This is a genomic window from Candidatus Arthromitus sp. SFB-rat-Yit (genome assembly GCF_000283555.1).
Lineage (GTDB): Bacteria > Bacillota > Clostridia > Clostridiales > Clostridiaceae > Dwaynesavagella.
In genome coordinates this window covers 1,280,048-1,300,033 of record NC_016012.1, presented here as the reverse complement: position 1 = coordinate 1,300,033, position 19,986 = coordinate 1,280,048, and the positions used below count along the sequence as shown (strand labels likewise).

Below are 19,986 nucleotides of genomic sequence, written 5' to 3'. Positions count from 1 at the left end.
TTATTTATATAGAAAAGAGTGCTAATTTAAATTAGCACTCTTTTGTTTTGTGAAGTATATTTAAGGTTTTGAGAGAAGTTTTTTCCCACGAAAAATTTTTGACATGCTTTAAACCATTTTCTATTAAAGATTTTTTAAGTTTAGTATCATTTAATACTAAATTTATTTTTTCAGATATATCATCGACATCATAAGGATTTATATACAATGGAGCATTTTTTAAAACTTCGGGTATTGAGGTTGAGTTTGATGCTATAGTTGGAGTTCCGCAAGCCATAGATTCGAGTGGAGGAAGACCAAATCCTTCATATAATGATGGATAAATAAAACATGATGCACAGTTATAGAAAAGTGGAAGATAGGGTGTTTTGATAAAGTTAGTAAAAATCACGTTGTTTAATATATTTAATTTAATGCAGCGTTTTAAATAATCATCATATGATTTACCTTTTTGTCCGATTATGATAAGTTTAATTTTTTTGTTTGTGCTATATACTTTTGAAAATGCATCAATGAGTCTTATTATATTTTTTCTTGGACTGAAACCGCCTACATATAAAATGTAATTATAATTTATATTGTAAGCTTTATTTAAAAAATATAGTGAGAGTTTAGGATTTAGAGGGCGATAAATTTTAGATGGTGATAGGTAGGTTACAAATATTTTATTTTCATTTACATTGAATGTTTTAATAATATCTGATTTTGAGAAATTTGATACGGTGATTATATAATGACTTTTTTCGAGGATTTTGTATATATTTTCATTATATACTTTTAAGTAGGATTCACTTACTGTATTTGGTAGTTTTGAAGGTATGATATCGTGCAATGTGGTTACTATTTTTTCAAAATTCCTATTTGGAAGACCTACTCCATTATGAGGATTGAAAAAGACATTATATTTATTATCTAATTTTATAGGAAAATTTGAGAATTCCCAAAAAGATGAAAATTTATTGAAATCAGTATTTGATGAAAAAACTTTTATATAATCTCCTTTATTTATTTTGAGCATAGTATTTATTATTTCTGATGAGTAATTACCTATGCCATTGTTATTATAAAATATTGCAGACCGTCCATCTATTGATATTTTCATATAAATACCTTTACTTTAAAAATTATAGTTTCATAATATTAAATTTAATTTAAATTGTTAATCAAAATAATAATTATTAGTGCTTAGTCATAATGATATAAAGGAGGTGAAGAGAGAATTATGATGAGAGAATTTGAAATAGAAAGGCAATTTGATTTAAAAATAGAGAGAATAAAGCCTAATAGGGGAATTTATTTTTTAAACACAAATAAAGGAGAAATGTGCCTAAAAAAAGTATCATATGGAATACAAAAATTGCTTTTCATATATGGAGCAAAGGAGCATTTGATAAATAATGGATTTAAAAATATAGATAGATTTTGTTTAAATATAGAAGGAAATCCATATGCTATAGTAAATGAGGATATATATACATTGTCAAATTGGATAGATGGTCGAGAATGTGATTTTTTAAATATTGATGATGTAAGTAAATCTGCAAAAGTTCTTGCAAATCTTCATATAGCATCTAAAGGATATGATCCACCAGAGCACTCAAAACTTAAAAGTGATTTGGATAGATGGCCAAGTATTATGAACAAGAGAATAAGATCATTTGATAAGATGAGGGATATAGTTAGAAAGAAGGGTATTAAAAATGATGTAGATATGATTTACATTAAAAACTATGAATTTTATAAGGAAATGGCTAAGAAGGCATATAATATCTTTGAGAAATCTAAATATTATGATATTTGTAGGGAAATTGAAGATGAGAAGAGTTTTTGTCATCATGATTACACGTATCATAATATAATCATAGATAATCAAGATAATATAAATATTTTAGATTTTGATTACTGTAAAAGGGAAGTGAGGAGTTATGATGTAGCAAATTATATAGTGAAAGTACTTAAAAAAAATGATTGGGATATAAATATCTGTAAAAGTATAATTGAGCATTATAATAGTAGTTTAAAACTTAGATATGAAGATATATTTTTGATATATGGTTTTTTGTTATTTCCTCAGAGGTTTTGGAGAGTGTGTAACAGATATTTTTATAATGATTTGCTTATTAGACAAAATGTATTTTTAACTCAACTAGATAAATTAATAAATGAGAGAGAAAATTATATGAATTTCATATATAATTTCGAAAAAGAATTTTTAATAAAATTAGATTAAAACGTGTATAATATTACACGTTTTAATTTTTTTGTTGACTTTTAATTATAATTAATTGTACTATTTTAGTAAGTAGAATAGGGGTTTATTAACATTAGTTTTGAGGAGGATTGTTATGGATATAAATTTGAATAATAAAAATATAGTTGTTATGGGAGTTGCAAACAATTTTAGCATAGCTTGGCATATAGCTAAATCTCTTAATAATGCTAATGCTAATGTAATTTTTACATATGTTAATGAAAAATTTAGAAATAATATAGATAAATTATCTAATTCACTTTCTGAAAATAGTTTGATAGTTGAGTGTGATGTAACAAGTGATGAAAGTATACGCAATTGTTTTAAGACTATATCAGAAAAGGTTGGTGTAATACATGGCATAGTTCATTCTATAGCATTTGCAAATAAAGATGAGTTAAAAGGGGAATATTTAAATACTACTAGAGAAGGATTTTTGATAGCTCAAAATGTAAGTGCATATTCTCTTACAGGTGTTATAAAAGAAGCTGAGCAATATATGACCGAAGGTGGAAGTATCGTTACTCTTACATATTATGGAAGTGAAAAAGTTGTTCCAAATTATAATGTTATGGGTGTAGCTAAGGCATCTCTTGATATGAGTGTTAAATATTTGGCTAATGATTTAGGTCGTAAAAATATAAGGATTAATGCTATTTCTGCAGGTCCAATAAAAACACTATCAGCTAAGGGAGTTTCTGATTTTAATTTAATATTAGATGAGATAGAGAAACAATCTCCTCTTAGACGTTTGACTGATCCATCTGAAGTAGGAGATACTGCATTATTTTTAATAAGTGATTTATCAAGAGGTATAACTGGTGAAATAATACATGTAGACTCAGGATTTAATATTTTGGGTGGAAGAAATACTATATAATTGTAACAAAATAAATATTTACTACATAATTTAAAGTAAATATTTATTGATATGGAAGATTTTATGGAAATAGGGGATATAGTAGTTAGAAAATCTTACAGTAAAGATATAGAGTTTAAGATAGTTGATATTAAAGATATTAATGGGGAAATTGTTTTTGTATTAAAGGGGAAAAGTATAAGGATCATAGCCGATGCTTTTGAAGAAGATTTAGAAATTGTAGATAATAAATATGAAGATAATTTATCTCAATTAGTGAAGGAAAAGCTTAAACAAGCCATTAGTAAGAGCAAAGATTTAGATTACAGATTTAAGTGTAGAAATTATCGTAATAGCACTAAGAATATTGAGAATAGAAGTCTTAAAATAAATAAAAAAAAAGGTCTAACATTTGGTAAAAGTGGTAAGGTTTTACATGTAGATGGGGATCATGAATATTTAAATAAATGTATGGAAGTTTATAAAAGTGTTTTTGTTAATGCTTGTGGTGAATGCATTGAAGAAAGTAAACAACCAGATGTAATATTAGATCTAGTTAAATTTTACAAGCCGGATATTGTGGTTTTAACAGGTCATGATAGTATGAGTAAAAATATAGTGGATTATATGGATTTAAATTGCTATAAGAATTCTAAATATTTTGTAGAAAGTGTTTCGAAACTAAGGGCGTATGAAAAGAATTTGGATGATTTAGTTATATTTGCAGGTGCTTGTCAGAGTTGTTATGAGGCTTTAATTTCTGTTGGAGCTAATTTTGCAACATCTCCTGGAAGAATTTTAGTGCATTGTTTAGATCCAGTTTTTGTGTGTTCTAAGATTTTTAATACGTCCATTGATAAAACAATTAAAATAAGTGATATTGTTAGTGAAACTATAACTGGATTTAATGGCATTGGTGGGATACAAACAAGAGGTAAGTATAGAGAAGGATTTCCTAGATCTTTTTTGTGTTAAATAGGTTAATATAATATTTTGCATACTATTTAAATGGTAAATTTTGACAACAGTATGCATTTATGTTATAATTGTAGTTAGAAAGAGGGTGTTAAATTTGGATGGATTTAAGACACTAGCATCCATAAAAAAGGACATAGAAGATCACGTTGGTCATAAAGTAACATTAAGAGCTAGCGGAGGAAGAAGAAAAGTCTTTATAAATGAAGGTACTATAGAAAAAACATATCATAGTATCTTTTTGATAAGATTAAAGAATGACACCCAACGAATAGTAACATATAGTTATTCTGATGTATTGACTAATACTGTTCAGATAGTTTATGCTAGTTAATACTTATTAGGATATGTAGGTTATGATATAGGATATTTTTAAGTTTAGGTTTATCTTTGAGGATAAACCTAAATTTTTTTATGTTAAAAGGTAATATTTTTATTTTTACATTAATAATTATATATTAATTAAATCGTGGAGGTAAGAAAGTGGAAGAGATAAATTTGATAAAACAAAAAATTAGTTATGAATGTAAAAATATAGAAGGGCACAATGATTTTGTAGTTAAAGGTGAATATTTAATTCCAGATACTCATCCAGATGTAGATAAAATATTATTAATAGAAGTAAAACCTAGAATTACCAATACTGAAGCATTTTTAGATAAAATATTTGTAGAGGGAGAATTAGTATATAGTATTGTTTATGTTGCAGTAGATGATGAAAAAAATAATACATATAATGTTTCTTATTCTGATAAGTTTAATTTGTATATTGAAAGTGTTGGTATGAGAAAAGAAAATTTGTATAATATTAAAGTAAATGTTTCAGATAAAAAATTCTTATTATTAAATGAAAGAAAAATTAGCATAGAAGCTAATTTGAAATTTAGTTCAAATTCGAATGAAATATTAGATGTAGATATTGTAAGTGATATTGAAGATCAAGATGATATACAGTTTTTGATGAAAGAATTAGAAGTATGTGAACTAAAAGGTACATTTACAGAGGAACTAATTAATGAAACATCTATAAATGTTCCTTTAGATAAGGGGGATATTGGAAAGATATTAATATGTGATTCGTATATATACAAAACAGAATGCAAACTTTTAGATAATAAAATAACATATAATGCTTATTGTAAAGTCAAAGTATTATATAAAGAAGTTAATTCTGATAATTTAAATTATTTAGAGCAAGATATATATTTAACTAAAGATTGTGATGTAGATGGTATAGATTCAAGCATGATTCCAGTATATAATTGGGATGTGATTGGATTTGAGTATATGATAGATGAGGATGAGTCAGGAGAAAGTAGGATTATAAATAGTTACATTAATATAAGATGTAATCTTAAAGTTTTAAGTAAGAATATACTTTCTATAATAGATGATGCTTATAGTAAAAATTATTCAGTAAATTTAGTTAAAAATAATTATAAAATTAATAATGTAGAATCACATGGTAATATAGATACGATAATTAAAGATAATATAAATGTAGAAGATGTTCCAGTTTCTATAATTTATACTACTGGTGTGTGCAATATACTTAATAAGAAAGTTTTGGAAGGTAAACTTGTAATAGAAGGTGTTATAAATACTGAGGTTATATATAAAAATAGCGAAGGACAATTTTTAAATGTGGTACAAGCTATTCCATTTACTACTAATTTTGATGATGAAAATATTAAAATAGATATGGATGCAGTGATTAATGAGAACTTGGAAAATATTGAAGCTTTTATTGAGGCTAAGACTATAGGAATAAAGGCGGTTATAAATATAAGGGTTTACATTAATTCTGAAATTAAAAGGGATATATTAGTTGATATGTATAAAACTCAAGAAGAAACTCCTCTTAAAGAATGTAGTGTTATAATATATATTACAGGAGAAGATGATACATTGTGGAGTATAGCTAAGAAATATTGTGTTTCAATAGAAGATATATGTAGGATTAATAATTTAGATCAGGAAGATGAAATAGTTGGATGTAAATTGTTGCTTCCATCTAAAGCTGTATTTTAAGTAAGAGTGTAGCGAATGCTACACTCTTTTTTTGATATGAATTTTTATTTAAAAAGTGTACACAATAAACATAGCTTTTTTAGAAATGGTATATAAGGATTATTAGAAAATTATGAATATTATTTTTTATAGTGGTTAAAAATATTAAAGTACATGAGGTGAGAAGTTAATGAGTTATGGTATTAAGGGTGAACTTATAATTATTGGTGGAGCAGAAGATAAGAGTGGGAGCAGAGAAATATTAAGAAGAGTTTCAAATATGATTGATAAAGAAAGAGATACTATGATAGTTTCTACATTAGCTTCTGATTTAGGGAAAGAAATTGGATATGATTACAAAAATTTATTCCATGAGCTTGGAGTTAAAAATATTGAAATTTTAGATGTTTCCTCTAGAGATCAATGCGATGATCAGGATTTGTTAGATATGGTAAAGAAATCCTCATTGATATTTTTTACAGGCGGTAATCAGCTTAAAATAACTAGTTTAGTAGGGGGTACTCCTTTATATGAAGAGATGAGGAGATTTCATGATAATGGAGGCATATTTGCTGGTACTTCTGCAGGAGCATCAGTTATGAGTGAAACTATGATTGTTAGAGGACCTGACGAAGAATCACCAAGGAAGAATAATTTATCTAAATGCCCAGGATTTGGTTTTATGCAAGGAGTTATGATAGATCAACATTTTGCCCAAAGAGGGAGAATAGGAAGATTATTAGGAGCTATTGCGGAGAATCCGAGTGTTCTGGGTATTGGTATAGATGAAGATACAGCAATAGTAGTAAATAAGAAAGAAGGGTATTTTAGTGTTATAGGTTCTGGAGCAGTTTATATAATAGATGGAAGATATTTAACTTATAGTAGTTTGTTAGAGCAAGAAAACGAAGTTCCTTTGAGTTTATTCAATGTTAAAATGCATGTTTTAAAAAGTGGAAATTGCTTTGATTTAAATAAAAAGCAACCACTTGAGGAGGAAAGAGTAAAATAATGAAAATTTTAAATTACAGAGTTTATGAGGGGAAAAATATTTACTCTCATAGAAAAGTGGTCAGAATGGATGTAGATTTACAAGGATATTGTGAAACACCTAGTAAAGATATAGATGGATTTAATGATAAATTGATAGAGCTATTGCCAGAGATTTGGGAACATAGATGTGGAATAGATGAGGACCATGGGTTTGTAAAAAGATTAAGAGAAGGAACTTATTTGGCTCACGTATGTGAGCACACTATTATTGCGTTACATAGTAGAGTTGGATTGGAAATAGCCTATGGTAAGGCTAGGGAAATTAAAGGAGATTTTTATTATGTTGTTTTTGAGTATATTTACAAAAAAACAGCATTGGCTATAGTTAGACTTGCTATAGATTTGATAAATTCTTTGATATCGAAGAAATATATAGATTTAGACTCGAGAGTTCGTGATATAAAAAATATATTGGAGTATGAGAATTTAGGACCGAGTGCTTTATCACTTTGTGAAGCTGCAAAAAAGCAAGGTATACCTGTTATAAGATTTGATGATGATTCGATGTTTCAACTTGGATATGGAAGATATAGTAAAATGATCCAAGCAACAATAGATTCAAATACGAGTTCTATTAGTGTGGATATTGCAAGTGATAAGGTGTTAACTAAAAGGCTCTTAGATATGCAGTTTTTACCTGTAGCAAAAGGAGATAAAATAAGCAGTCAATTAGAGCTATTAATAGAAGCTGAGGCCATAGGATATCCAGTTGTACTTAAGCCTAGATTTGGGTATCAAGGTAAAGGGGTATATTTAAATATTAAGAATGAGAAACAGCTTATAGAAGCCTATAATGAAATTAAATCAAAGTATAAAGATATTATGATAGAACAATATATTGAAGGATATGACTATAGAGTTTGTGTTGTAGATGGTGAAGTAATTGCAGTATCTAAAAGGAAACCACCTATGGTTACAGGAGATGGGGTTTCAACTATTAAAGATTTAATAGAAGTTTTAAATTCTGATGTAAATAGGGGGGATGGGCATGAGAAACCTCTTACAAAAATTAAGATAGACAACGAGTTGATTTTTTGTATATCTAAGAGTGGATATAAATTAGATAGTATTTTAGAAGATGGTAAGGAATTGGTATTAAGAGAGAATTCAAATTTGTCTACGGGCGGAACATCTGAAGACTATACAGATAAAATTTGTAAAGAGAATATTGATATTTGTATAAGAGCAGCTAAGGCAATAGGGCTTAATATTTGTGGTATAGATCTTTGTTGCATGGATGTTTCAAAACCTTTATATGATAATGGAGTTATAGTTGAGGTGAATGCTGCTCCGGGAATTAGGATGCATCATTACCCAAGTGAAGGTACACCTAGGGATGTAGCAAATGTTATTGTTTCTTCATTATTTAAAAATTCTCCTAAAAGTATACCAGTTATCGCAATAACTGGTACTAATGGTAAGACAACTACAACTAGAATTGTGTCCCATACATTAAGGGGTCTTGGATACACTGTTGGTATGACTACAACTAGTGGAGTTTTTTTGAATGATCAGTGTATAGCTAAAGGAGATATGACTGGTTTTTTTAGTGCAAGAAGTATATTATTAAATAAAGATGTTGATGTTGCAGTATTAGAAACTGCTCGTGGGGGAATTATAAGAAATGGTTTGGCTTATGACCTAGCGGATGTTGGAGTAATTACAAATATAAGTGAAGATCATTTGGGTATAGATGGTGTTAATACCTTAGAAGAACTAGCACATGTAAAATCTTTAGTTATAGAAGCTGTTAAACCTGATGGATATTCTATAATAAATGCTGATGACGAAATGTGTAGGAAAATATCATCTAGAGCAAAGGGTAATTTAATAGTATTTTCAAAAGATAAGGATAATGAATTTTTAAGGGAAAATTTAGATAAAGGAAATTATGGAGTATACATATCGAATGATTCTATTTATGTCGAGATGAATAGACGTATATTTCACATTGCGGATTTAAAGGATATACCAATTACCTTTAATGGTGCACTTACACATAATATAGAAAATGTTCTTACGGCAACTGCCTCTCTAGTCGGGCTTGAGATAGATTATTGTATAATATCTAAAGGTCTTAAGAGTTTTCAATGTGATGATAAGCACAATAAGGGTAGATTTAATCAATTTGATATTAAGGGAGTAAAGGTTATTTTAGACTATGCTCACAATATTCAAGGGTTTAATGCTATTTTTAATAGTATAAAAAATATGGGATATACTAAAGTTACGGGTGTTATAGGGATACCTGGGGATAGAAATGATAGCGTTGGATTTGAAATTGGAAAACTTTGTTCTAAGCATTTGGAATTTTCTTATATAAAAGAAGATAGTAACAAACGTGGAAGACAGGAAAGTGAAGTTGCAAATATCATTAGTCAAGGTTTTGGGGATAATAAAAATTTTAAAATAATTCTTGATGAGGGGAAGGCTTTAAGTGAAGCTATTGATAATGCTAAGCAAGGTGATTTAATAGTAGCGTTTTATGAAGATTATGATAAATTATATAAAGTGATTTTGGATAAACAAAATATAACTCCTAAAGAGGGGTTAGCTTGAAAACAATCAGGGAATTAAATGTATCCCTGATTTATTTTTTGATTTTAAATATTCTTTTTTATATAATTTAATAAGTTATATAATAAATAGGAGAGTTATATGAAACTAAGGAGCTATGGCAAAATTAATATTTTCCTAAATATTTTAGGTAAAAGAGAGGATGAATACCATAATATTGAAACGTTAATTCAGAGGATTGATTTATTTGATGATATATATTTAAAAGTTGATAAAGAATTTCAGGGGGTATCTATAGAAATTGAGTGTGATAATCCTCAAATACCTATAGATCATAGGAATTTATGTTATAAAGCTTGTATATGGTTTATGGGAAAATATAGATTGAATGGGAAAGTACATATTAAAATACATAAAAATATACCTATTTGTGCAGGGCTTGGAGGAGGGACAAGTAATGGAGCTGAGATAATAAAGGCCCTGAATTTTATATATGATCTAAATATTCCTGTAGATACTTTATGTAGGGAAAGTATTGTGTTGGGTGCTGATTTTCCTTATTGTATTTTGGGAGGAAGTGTTTTATGTGAAGGTATAGGGGAGAAGATAATAAAATTAAATTCTTTTAAAGATAAAATAATTTTGATTATAAAACCTAATTTCGGGTTTTCTACTAAAGATGTTTACGATAACTTTGATTTATATAATATAAAATATAATATAGATAAAAATATTATTATTGATTATTTTAATAATAATAAGTTTTATGATGTTTGTTCTAATATTTCAAATGTATTAGAGTATTCGTATGTGAAAAATATGGATGTTATACGAAAATTGAAGTGTAAATTAATAAATAGTGGTGCTATAAATGCATCTATGACTGGAAGTGGATCGGCTGTTTATGGAATTTTTGATAACTTATATTTAGCTCAATCTTCTTATGATGTATTTAAAAAAGAATTTGATCAAGTTTTTTTAACAAAAACCATTGATGATTAGAGAGGTATGTAGATGTTTAATTTACATACCTTATTTTTGTGCATAATTACAAAAATATAGTAAATAATAAAATTATTAATTAGTTTGGAAGGAATTAATATGATGACTTTAATTAATGATCTTAATAAAAATTTTTATTGGTTAATGGTAATTGTTATTGGAATATTATTTTTTGTTGAATTAAGAGATTCACGGGAAAGAAAAAATGATAGATTTATATGTAAAATTTTGATTTGGGTTTATTCTTTTGGAAGCTTATGCATTTTTATGATTAATATTTTTAAATAGGGAGGTATATATGGAAGAAAAAATTAAAGAAGTAATTCCATTTAGTGTAAACGAAATAAATAGTTATTTGAAAACATTGCTTAAAGATAATTCAGATATTGTGTTTAGAGAATTTAGAATATCGAATAAGAAGTGTTTACTTGTATTTATAGATGGGATATCAGATAAAAACTTAATAAATAATTTTGTTATGGAAACGCTTTTAGATAATAACAAATTGGTTGATCTTAACGAAAAACAATTATTTGACCTATTAACTGTTTCTGATATTAAAAAATCTATTAATCTAAAAGATTCGATTATTGATTTGTTATGTGGTGAAACATTACTTTTTATAGATGGAAAATGCGAATGTTATATCATTGCAACAAGAACCTCTCCAAGTCGTGGAGTTGGTGAACCATCTGGTGAATCTGTTATACGCGGATCTAGGGATGGTTTTACAGAAAACGCGAGAATGAATACATCTCTTATAAGAAGAAGGATTAGAGATACAAGACTTAAAATAGAAACAACTAAGATAGGGGTCAGATCTAAAACTGATATAGCTATCGTTTATATGGATGATATTGTAAATGAAGATATTTTAAGGAGAGTTAAAAAGAAATTAGAAGATATAAATATAGATGCAATATTAGATAGCGGATATATTGAGCAATTAATTGAAGAAGATAAGTGGTCTATATTTCCACAGGTGCAAGCAACAGAAAGACCAGAGGTTGTATCATCAGCTATTTATGAAGGTAAGGTTTGTATTATAGTTGATAATTCTCCTTTTGTTCTCGTAACACCATCAACTTTTTCTAATTTGTTTCAAACTCCAGATGACTATAATCTTAGATGGATTTATAGTACTTTTTCAAGAGTTATAAGATTTTTCGCTCTTATTATATCTTTAGTGCTTCCATCATTGTATATTTCAGTGACTAGCTTTCACACATCTATTATTCCTGCAAAACTCGCATATTCTATAGCAAGTTCTCGTCAAGGTATTGCATTTCCTCCAATTTTTGAAGCGGTTATAATGGAGGTATTTTTGGCGTTTTTACTTGAAGCAATTGTTAGATTACCAAAAGCTATAGGATCAACTATTGGTATTGTTGGGGGAATCGTGATAGGTCAGGCGGCAGTGAGTGCGGGACTTGTTAGTCCTGTCATGATAGTTGTTGTTGCATTAACTATAATAAGCGGATTTATGTCACCGAATTATGAGGTTATGTTATCTGTTAGATTATTTAGAATAATGTATATAGTAATATCGGGTATTTTGGGATTTTATGGAATAATTTTAGGAACATTCATTTTCCTTACATATTTATTGAGAATAGAAAGCTTTGGTATTCCTTATTTATCCCCTATTGTTAATATGAGGAAAAGAGATTTTAAAGATATATTTGTAAAATATCCTCTTTATTTGTTTAAGGATAGGCCTAAGTATATGAATACCCAAGATAAAAAGAGACAGGGATAAAGGAGTTATGTTATGAAAAATAATTTAGACCGCAATGTTATACGTAGTTTTGGGGTTTTTTCAACACTTTTTCTAAGTTTGGTTGGATTTGGAGTTTTTACATATACAAAGAGCATAGGTAGGGTTTTAGGTAATAATGCATTTTTTCCAACTATTATATATGGGATTATTTATTTAGGTGTTATTTATATGATTTATAATACGGTTAAGATAAATAATAATAATGAACTGAATATTATTGTGGAAAACTTATTTGGAAAGTTAATAGGAAGGGTTATGTTATTTTTAATTAGTATAGGGATTATATTTTTGATATCAATTCAGCTTAGAATCTTTATTGATTCTATAAAAGTATATATATTTCCAGAAATAAGTAGTGAGTATATGTTAGGAGCAACGCTTATAATTTGTTATTATGTGGTTAGATTTGGGGATAAAGTTTTAACTGGTATTAATGAAATAATGTTTGTTTTTCTATTAATATGTTGTTTTGTGATATTTACTATAGTTTATAAAAATATAAATTTGGATAATATGCTTCCTATGAAAATAGAGAGTGGATATACATATTTCAAGGGATTTTTAACTTTTAGTAGTTATTTTATTGGAACTAGTATGCTTTATTATATGTTACCTAAGCACAGGCCTGAGAAAAATAGAGGAGTGAATGTTAGTTATAAATCAACGATTTTATCATTTTTGTTTCTATCATTGATATTCTTTGTGTGTGTTGGAATACTTAATATAAATCAGACTATAAAATCAAATTGGCCTATAATAATGGCTTTTACTACGGTGGATGTACCCGGAGGATTTATTGAGAGAGTTGAAGGTATTGTTATAACCATAGCTATTGTATTTTTTATAGTTAATTTTATAAACTTATATTTCTATGCTAGTTATGTAAATAGTAAATCCTTAGGGCTACTCAAACATAAAATATCATCAACGATGTTTATACCTGTCATATATATATTAACTCTAATTCCAAAAGGAGTTGGGGATATTGATTTTATAATAAATGGAGTGGGTTTTGGGATATCTCTTATATTAGTATTTTTTGTACCTATAATTCTTTTTATAGCAACTTATATAAGGAGGAGTAAGTTAAAAGGAGATGGTATAAAATGAAAAAAATATTGTGTTTATTTATATGTAGTTTAATGTGTATTATTATGAAATCGTGTACATATTCTCAGAGTATTGATACAAGACTTTTTGTATCAAGTATAGGTATTGATATAAATGATGATGGGAATTATTCTTTGTATTTATCTTATCCTGACATATCGGAGTTTTCTCCTGAATCCTCAAAGATAAAAGAAGGTGGGAGTATTTCTGGATTTGGTAAAACATTTTATGATGCTATATATGATATTGTAAGTAAAACTAAAAAAAGTATTGATTTTGATCATGTTAAGATGGTTATTATATCTTCTAAATTGGTTAAAGATAGAAAATTATTTCATGAAGTATTGGATTATTTATCCCATAATCCACAAATTAGTAGGAGAATTTATGTGTGTGTGGGGGATGGAGATTCAAAAGATTTTATAAATTTTAAATTGGAATCAGGTGAAGATCCTCAAGTATTTATTAGTCAATTAATTGAGTATAATAGCAAAAAAAATGGTATTAAATCTACCACATTAAGCAATATACTCGATTATTTTTCTCAAAATAAAAATGTTTTGATACCTGTTTTAAAATTAAACGATGATAAAAGTGTTATGAGTATAAATGGAAGTTATGTTTTAGATGATGAAAATTATATAGATGAACTTGATTTAAAAAATAGTAGAATAATTAACATGTTAAGAGGGGAAAACGATAAAATTGTATCGAGTATTTTATTTGGAGATAAGTACATAGATTATGAATCGAAGAATGTAAAAAGGAGAATGAAGATTATAAACTATAAAAATATGGATTTAGAATTGAATTTTAATATAACTATAAAAAATTGTTTAAATGTTAAGCATTCATTATCAGATGAATTTATTTCAAATTTAAATGATGATTTAAAAAGTAATATTAAGTTGGAGTGTATGAGTTTATTAAATAAGTTTTATAAAAATGGTGTAGATATATTGAATTTAGAAAACTATATTTATAAATTTACTCCAAAAATTTGGATGAATGATATTAGTAAAAATGCTAATTGGGTAGAGGAAGTTATTATAAATTTAAATATAATAAATAATGTAACAAATACTGAAAATATATCATTTTAGTGATTAAAAGATTTGATAAGTGTTAATAATTATCCTGAGGTGTAATTATGAAATTTATCAAATTTTTGTTTTTTATAGTATTTGTTATGAGTTTTAGTTTTTTAAATGTGGACAAGGTGTATGGAAATACAAAAGAAAATATAAAACTTGATTATGAGAAATTGAGTGAAAGTGTTATAAGATTTCATTTTATAGCAAATAGCGATTCGGATTTTGATCAATATGTTAAAAATAATGTTAAAGATAGAGTTATGTCTTATCTTGAAAAGGATGGGAATTTAAAATCAAATAAAATAGATAACATTAATTATTTATTGGATAATTCAAATAAAATAAGAGAAATTGCCTTGGATATCCTTGATGATTATGGAGTTTTAAGTGATGTTACTATAGATATTGGGAGAAAATATTTTAAAGAGAGAATATATGGTACATATGTGATTCCTGAAGGGGAGTATGATTATTTTATATTAAACATAGGACAGGCATTTGGTAGAAATTTTTGGAGCTTATTATTTTCAAGTATAGGATTTATACAAAGTGATGATAAAAATATAGATTCCATTCCATCTATAATTAGAAATAATAAAAAGGATTTTGAAGTTTTTAATTCAAATGATAAATCTATAATAACACATAAGAGTGAAGTTAAGGTATGTTTTAAAATATTTGATGTTGTACGAAAATTTTTCAAAAAAATATTTTAAGCTATGCCTATTTTAGTAAGTATAGCTTAAAATATTACCCCAGATTATTTATAATATCTACTAAGTTTTCTATAAAATTTATTTTTTTAATTTTTTCGATATTATTTTTAAATAAATCCAGAATCTTAGGATTATCTATTAATTCAACAAATTTATCAATACTTTCTTGACGTTTTGTTATTCTCATACCTATATTATTTTTGATAATAAAATCAGCATTCTTTTCCTCTTGTCCAGGTATAGCATCAAAAAACACTATTGGAAGTTCTGAAAAAATAGCTTCTGTAAGTGTGAGTCCACCAGGTTTTGTTATTATAACATCAGAAACACTCATATATTTACTAACTTCTTTTGTGAAACCAAGTAAAAGAAACTCTATAAAATTTCCTGAATAATTTGAAATAATCGTATTAAATTTTTTATACAAATATTCATTAGATCCAGTTACGATAATTATTTGAAGTTTTCTATTTATGGTTATTAGAAGATTAAATATTTTAATTACATATTCAACTCCCATACTACCTGACATAATCAATATAGTGAAACGATCTTCATCAAAACCTATACTGTTTAAAACTTCTTTTTTATCATAGGGTTTTAAAAAATCAACGCTAACTGGTATTCCAATTGGATAAATTATATCTTTATTTACCCCCCTTTGTATCATATCGTCAACCATTTGTTCACTTGCTGTTATATAAGCATCTACATTATCATATATCCAAAATTTATGAGGAGCATAGTCAGTTAATAAATTAATTAATTTGACCTTAGGTATATTTTTAAGTTTTTTTAGATATGATACCATTTGTGTTGAGAATGGGTGAGTTGAAATTATTATATCAGCTTTGAAATCTAATATGATTGGTAGTAGTTTTTTTGCTAAATTTTTTAAAATTAGATTGAAAATATTTATAGAAACGTGATTTTCTTCACTATAGTAATATATTTTACCAAATAAATCTGGACATTTTTTTACACACTCAGTATAAAATGAAGTTATTAACTTATTGAATGATGGATTAATATTATTTAGTGTGTTTATTATTTTTATATTGTAGTCTAAGTTTTTGTGTTTGATGTGTTCATAAATTGCTTCAGTAGCCTTCAGGTGGCCACCTCCTGTATTTGATGTAAGAATTAAAATATTCATTTTATCAATATCCTTCGAAAAAATAGAATTTATAAGCACCGTTTATTTGATATTACATAAAAAAATACTTTTTTTATGCTTAATTATATAGATATTTTATTTAAGTTTCAATATAATTAATTAAAATATAAAACTAGGATTATTATAGGATTATTTTATTTTTGTAGTGTTGTTATTTTAATTAAAATAAAACATTTATATGCATGTTACAAATTATTTTATTTAAATGTAGTTTTTAGGAGGAAATTATGAGTTGTAAATTTGTGTTTGTAACTGGAGGAGTTGTATCGTCTTTAGGTAAAGGTATAACAGCAGCATCTCTTGGAAGACTTTTAAAAAATAGAGGTCTTAAGGTATCTATTCAAAAACTCGATCCATATTTAAATATAGATCCAGGTACTATGAGTCCATATCAACACGGGGAAGTTTTTGTAACTGATGATGGTGCTGAAACTGATTTGGACTTAGGACATTATGAAAGATTTATTGATGAAAGTCTTACAAAATATAACAATATAACTACTGGTAAAATTTATTGGGAAGTTATATCAAAAGAAAGACGAGGAGATTATTTAGGAGGAACGGTGCAAGTAATTCCTCATATAACGGATAAAATAAAAGATTTTATTTATTCTGTATCTAAAGAAAATAAATATGATGTTGTTATTATAGAAATTGGGGGAACTGTTGGGGATATAGAATCTCTTCCTTTTCTTGAGAGTATTAGGCAAATTAAATATGATATAGGATTTGAAAATGTTTGTTATGTACATGTGACGCTTGTACCATTTTTAGGAAAAGCAGGAGAACTTAAAACTAAGCCAACTCAGCACTCAGTAAAAGAATTAAGAAGTATAGGTATTCAACCAGATATTATAGTTTGCAGGACGGAGAAGGAATTATCGATTGATCTTAAGAGGAAGATTGGTTTGTTTTGTAACGTATCTGAAGATAATGTTATTCAAAATTTAGATGCTAGTAATTTGTATGAAGTTCCTTTATTTTTACATAAAGAAGGATTTGATGAAAAAGTTTGTAAATCTTTAAATATTGATGCAAAAAATATAGATAATGATGAATGGATTGGAATTGTTGATAACATAAAATCTATTAGAGATGAAATTGAAATTGCTATTGTTGGAAAATACGTAGAACTTCATGATGCTTACATATCTATAGTTGAATCTTTAAATCATGGGGGATATTTTAATAAAGTTAATATAAAAATAAGATGGATCAATGCATCGTTTATTAATGAAAAAAATATTTCTGATTTTTTAAAAGGTGTTAGTGGGATACTTATTCCAGGTGGATTTGGGGATAGGGGTATCGAAGGCAAAATTTTTGCGATAAAATATGCAAGAGAAAATAATATACCATTTTTAGGGATATGTTTAGGTATGCAATGTGCTGTTATAGAGTTTGCGAGGAATGTTTTAGGATTTAAGGATGCGACATCATCCGAGTTTGATAACAATTCAAAACATAAAGTTATAGATATAATGGTTGACCAAATTAATATTAAAAATCTTGGTGGTACTATGAGGCTTGGATCATATGAATGTACATTACTCAAGGATTCTAAGGCGTATAGAGCGTATGATTGTGAAAAAATACATGAAAGACATAGGCATAGATATGAATTTAATAATAAGTATAGAGAATTATTTTTAAATAATGGAATTGTATTATCTGGAATAAATGATGAAAATAATTTGGTAGAGATTGTTGAACTTAAGGATCATCCTTGGTTTGTTGCGGTTCAATTTCATCCTGAATTAAAATCAAAACCTAATAAACCACACCCGTTATTTGTAGATTTTGTAAAACATAGTAAAGAATATAGGGATTTGAAATAAATTTATTGACAAAGCTAAGGCAATTGTATAATTTATATTATATTTTATAAAAGCCTTGCTTTGTAATATTTTCTTAATGAAATGACCTTGTTTTTTTAAAAGACATACTTTTTAAATTGAGAGGAGGATTTTACAATAAATTTGTTATTGTAAAATATTTTAATATATGAATATTGTAAAATTAGAAGAAATGTCTTTATCGGAGCTTAGGAAATCTGCCAAGACTCTTGATATTAAAAATTATTCTAAATTAAAAAAAAATGAACTTATTCATAAAATTTCTGAGTTATCCCCAACCATAGTTGAAAAAGATGGTGTTATTTTAGTTGAAAAAATAAAATTAAAAATGAATAAAGTAAGTGAACAAAATTCAATTGTTTCTGATGAAAATGTACGGGATAAGTCGGATAAGTTTCAAGATATGATATTGAATTCTGAAAATGCCAATGGTGTTTTAGAAATAAATGACAATAATAGTTTTGGATTTTTAAGAGGAAAGAATTATTTAACTAGCACAGAGGATGTTTATGTTTCTCCTTCTCAAATAAGAAGATTTAATTTAAAAACAGGGGATCATATAATAGGAAAAGTTAGAGAACCTAAGGATGGAGAGAAGTATAGGGCTCTTTTATATGTTGAGAGGATTAACGGTTTTTTACCAGATGAAGCTTTAAATAGGAAAAATTTTGAGGAACTTACACCTATTTATCCAAATGAAAGATTAAAGCTTGAGAGTGGAGAGAAAAGTGATTTATCAACCAGATTAATGGATATAATATGTCCTATAGGTAAAGGGCAACGAGGAATGATAGTTGCACCTCCTAAGGCAGGTAAAACAAGTATATTAAAGAAGATAGCTCAAAATATTTTAAAAAATAATAAGGATATAAAATTAATAATTTTACTTATAGATGAAAGACCTGAGGAAGTTACTGATATGCAAAGGACAATTGGAGGAGGAGAAGTTATTTATTCTACCTTTGATGAGGAACCAAGTCAGCATGTTAAAGTTGCTACAATGGTACTTGAAAGAGCTAAGCGTATGGTTGAGCATGGGAAGGACGTATTTATTTTAATGGATAGTTTGACTAGACTTGCAAGAGCTTGCAATTTGACAATTGTACCTACAGGTAGGACTTTATCTGGTGGACTTGACCCAGGATCATTGAGAATACCTAAAAAGTTTTTTGGAGCTGCAAGAAATTTTGAACAAGGTGGAAGTCTTACGATACTTGCAACAGCTCTTGTTGATACGGGATCAAGAATGGATGATATGATATTTGAAGAATTTAAAGGAACTGGAAATATGGAAGTTCATTTAGATAGAAAATTACAAGAGAGAAGATTATTTCCAAGTATTGATATATATAAGTCGGGAACTCGGAAAGAGGACTTGTTGTTTACGAATGATGAAAAAGAGGTATCCTTTTATTTAAGAAGGATAATGCACAAAGAAGGTAATTCTGAAAATATAATGGAAAGTCTTATAAAGGTATTTCAAAATACTAAAAATAATAAAGAATTTATTGAGTATTATAAATCTATAATTGATAAGGATGATAATAAATAAAAATGACCTTTCTTAATTTTATTTAAGAAGGGTC

At 27.0% G+C, this 19,986-nt stretch carries 17 protein-coding genes; 15 read left to right on the top strand and 2 right to left on the bottom strand.

Annotated elements, in window-relative coordinates; translation table 11 throughout:
* Positions 1-31: 31 nt before the first annotated feature.
* Positions 32-1,102 (bottom strand): glycosyltransferase family 4 protein, encoded by a 1,071-nt coding sequence (locus RATSFB_RS06035; RefSeq protein ID WP_014095151.1) that lies wholly within the window; start codon positions 1,100-1,102, stop codon positions 32-34.
* Positions 1,103-1,222: 120 nt separating this feature from the next.
* On the opposite strand from RATSFB_RS06035, the gene RATSFB_RS06030 reads away from it, so the two are divergent.
* From RATSFB_RS06030 to RATSFB_RS05970, 13 genes are all read left to right on the top strand, one after another.
* Entirely contained in the window at positions 1,223-2,230 is a 1,008-nt protein-coding gene (locus RATSFB_RS06030; protein ID WP_014095150.1) for a CotS family spore coat protein, read from the top strand.
* 115 nt (positions 2,231-2,345) lie between these two features.
* Positions 2,346-3,131 carry an enoyl-ACP reductase FabI gene (fabI, locus tag RATSFB_RS06025; protein ID WP_014095149.1) on the top strand — a complete coding sequence of 262 codons (786 nt, stop codon included), beginning with the start codon at positions 2,346-2,348 and terminating at the stop codon, positions 3,129-3,131.
* A gap of 63 nt (positions 3,132-3,194) precedes the next feature.
* Entirely contained in the window at positions 3,195-4,085 is an 891-nt protein-coding gene (yabG, locus tag RATSFB_RS06020; RefSeq protein ID WP_014095148.1) for a sporulation peptidase YabG, read from the top strand.
* A 97-nt stretch (positions 4,086-4,182) separates the two neighbouring features.
* On the top strand, positions 4,183-4,419 hold the full coding sequence (locus RATSFB_RS06015; RefSeq protein ID WP_044035589.1) for a Veg family protein: 237 nt from the start codon (positions 4,183-4,185) through the stop codon (positions 4,417-4,419).
* A 149-nt stretch (positions 4,420-4,568) separates the two neighbouring features.
* Positions 4,569-6,116 carry a DUF3794 and LysM peptidoglycan-binding domain-containing protein gene (locus RATSFB_RS06010; protein ID WP_014095146.1) on the top strand — a complete coding sequence of 516 codons (1,548 nt, stop codon included), beginning with the start codon at positions 4,569-4,571 and terminating at the stop codon, positions 6,114-6,116.
* A gap of 169 nt (positions 6,117-6,285) precedes the next feature.
* A complete protein-coding gene (locus tag RATSFB_RS06005) occupies positions 6,286-7,107 on the top strand; it encodes a cyanophycinase (RefSeq protein WP_014095145.1) in 822 nt (273 codons plus the stop codon).
* Complete coding sequence (cphA, locus tag RATSFB_RS06000; protein WP_014095144.1) at positions 7,107-9,707, top strand: cyanophycin synthetase; 2,601 nt, start codon at positions 7,107-7,109, stop codon at positions 9,705-9,707. Before RATSFB_RS06005 ends, cphA begins: the two co-directional genes overlap by 1 nt.
* Before the next feature lie 99 nt (positions 9,708-9,806).
* Positions 9,807-10,667: a 4-(cytidine 5'-diphospho)-2-C-methyl-D-erythritol kinase gene (gene ispE, locus RATSFB_RS05995; RefSeq protein WP_014095143.1), complete on the top strand. Its 861-nt coding sequence runs from the start codon at positions 9,807-9,809 to the stop codon at positions 10,665-10,667.
* A 99-nt stretch (positions 10,668-10,766) separates the two neighbouring features.
* Positions 10,767-10,955: a hypothetical protein gene (locus RATSFB_RS05990; RefSeq protein ID WP_044035588.1), complete on the top strand. Its 189-nt coding sequence runs from the start codon at positions 10,767-10,769 to the stop codon at positions 10,953-10,955.
* A gap of 10 nt (positions 10,956-10,965) precedes the next feature.
* Positions 10,966-12,426 (top strand): spore germination protein, encoded by a 1,461-nt coding sequence (locus RATSFB_RS05985; RefSeq protein WP_014095142.1) that lies wholly within the window; start codon positions 10,966-10,968, stop codon positions 12,424-12,426.
* Between the two features lie 12 nt (positions 12,427-12,438).
* Complete coding sequence (locus tag RATSFB_RS05980; protein ID WP_014095141.1) at positions 12,439-13,557, top strand: GerAB/ArcD/ProY family transporter; 1,119 nt, start codon at positions 12,439-12,441, stop codon at positions 13,555-13,557.
* Positions 13,554-14,660, top strand: coding sequence for a Ger(x)C family spore germination protein (locus tag RATSFB_RS05975; protein WP_014095140.1), 1,107 nt, complete (start codon positions 13,554-13,556; stop codon positions 14,658-14,660). Before RATSFB_RS05980 ends, RATSFB_RS05975 begins: the two co-directional genes overlap by 4 nt.
* A 47-nt stretch (positions 14,661-14,707) precedes the next feature.
* Entirely contained in the window at positions 14,708-15,367 is a 660-nt protein-coding gene (locus tag RATSFB_RS05970; RefSeq protein WP_014095139.1) for a stage II sporulation protein R, read from the top strand.
* 34 nt (positions 15,368-15,401) lie between these two features.
* Here the strand turns inward: RATSFB_RS05970 and RATSFB_RS05965 are convergent, their stop codons facing one another.
* Positions 15,402-16,523, bottom strand: a complete 1,122-nt coding sequence (locus RATSFB_RS05965) for an MGDG synthase family glycosyltransferase (protein ID WP_014095138.1) — start codon at positions 16,521-16,523, stop codon at positions 15,402-15,404.
* Between the two features lie 248 nt (positions 16,524-16,771).
* Here RATSFB_RS05965 and RATSFB_RS05960 point away from each other — a divergent pair, with 248 nt between their 5' ends.
* Positions 16,772-18,382, top strand: coding sequence for a CTP synthase (locus RATSFB_RS05960; protein WP_014095137.1), 1,611 nt, complete (start codon positions 16,772-16,774; stop codon positions 18,380-18,382).
* A gap of 166 nt (positions 18,383-18,548) precedes the next feature.
* On the top strand, positions 18,549-19,952 hold the full coding sequence (gene rho / locus RATSFB_RS05955; protein ID WP_014095136.1) for a transcription termination factor Rho: 1,404 nt from the start codon (positions 18,549-18,551) through the stop codon (positions 19,950-19,952).
* Positions 19,953-19,986: the final 34 nt, after the last annotated feature.

Coding starts and splice junctions, on each gene's coding strand:
- RATSFB_RS06030 (WP_014095150.1), top strand. CDS start 1,223: ATGATGAGAGAATTTGAAATAGAAAGGCAATTTGATTTAAAAATAGAG.
- RATSFB_RS05985 (WP_014095142.1), top strand. CDS start 10,966: ATGGAAGAAAAAATTAAAGAAGTAATTCCATTTAGTGTAAACGAAATA.
- fabI (WP_014095149.1), top strand. CDS start 2,346: ATGGATATAAATTTGAATAATAAAAATATAGTTGTTATGGGAGTTGCA.
- RATSFB_RS06035 (WP_014095151.1), bottom strand. CDS start 1,102: ATGAAAATATCAATAGATGGACGGTCTGCAATATTTTATAATAACAAT.
- RATSFB_RS05990 (WP_044035588.1), top strand. CDS start 10,767: ATGATGACTTTAATTAATGATCTTAATAAAAATTTTTATTGGTTAATG.
- cphA (WP_014095144.1), top strand. CDS start 7,107: ATGAAAATTTTAAATTACAGAGTTTATGAGGGGAAAAATATTTACTCT.
- yabG (WP_014095148.1), top strand. CDS start 3,195: ATGGAAATAGGGGATATAGTAGTTAGAAAATCTTACAGTAAAGATATA.
- RATSFB_RS05965 (WP_014095138.1), bottom strand. CDS start 16,523: ATGAATATTTTAATTCTTACATCAAATACAGGAGGTGGCCACCTGAAG.
- RATSFB_RS06005 (WP_014095145.1), top strand. CDS start 6,286: ATGAGTTATGGTATTAAGGGTGAACTTATAATTATTGGTGGAGCAGAA.
- RATSFB_RS05975 (WP_014095140.1), top strand. CDS start 13,554: ATGAAAAAAATATTGTGTTTATTTATATGTAGTTTAATGTGTATTATT.
- RATSFB_RS05980 (WP_014095141.1), top strand. CDS start 12,439: ATGAAAAATAATTTAGACCGCAATGTTATACGTAGTTTTGGGGTTTTT.
- RATSFB_RS05970 (WP_014095139.1), top strand. CDS start 14,708: ATGAAATTTATCAAATTTTTGTTTTTTATAGTATTTGTTATGAGTTTT.
- ispE (WP_014095143.1), top strand. CDS start 9,807: ATGAAACTAAGGAGCTATGGCAAAATTAATATTTTCCTAAATATTTTA.
- RATSFB_RS05960 (WP_014095137.1), top strand. CDS start 16,772: ATGAGTTGTAAATTTGTGTTTGTAACTGGAGGAGTTGTATCGTCTTTA.
- rho (WP_014095136.1), top strand. CDS start 18,549: ATGAATATTGTAAAATTAGAAGAAATGTCTTTATCGGAGCTTAGGAAA.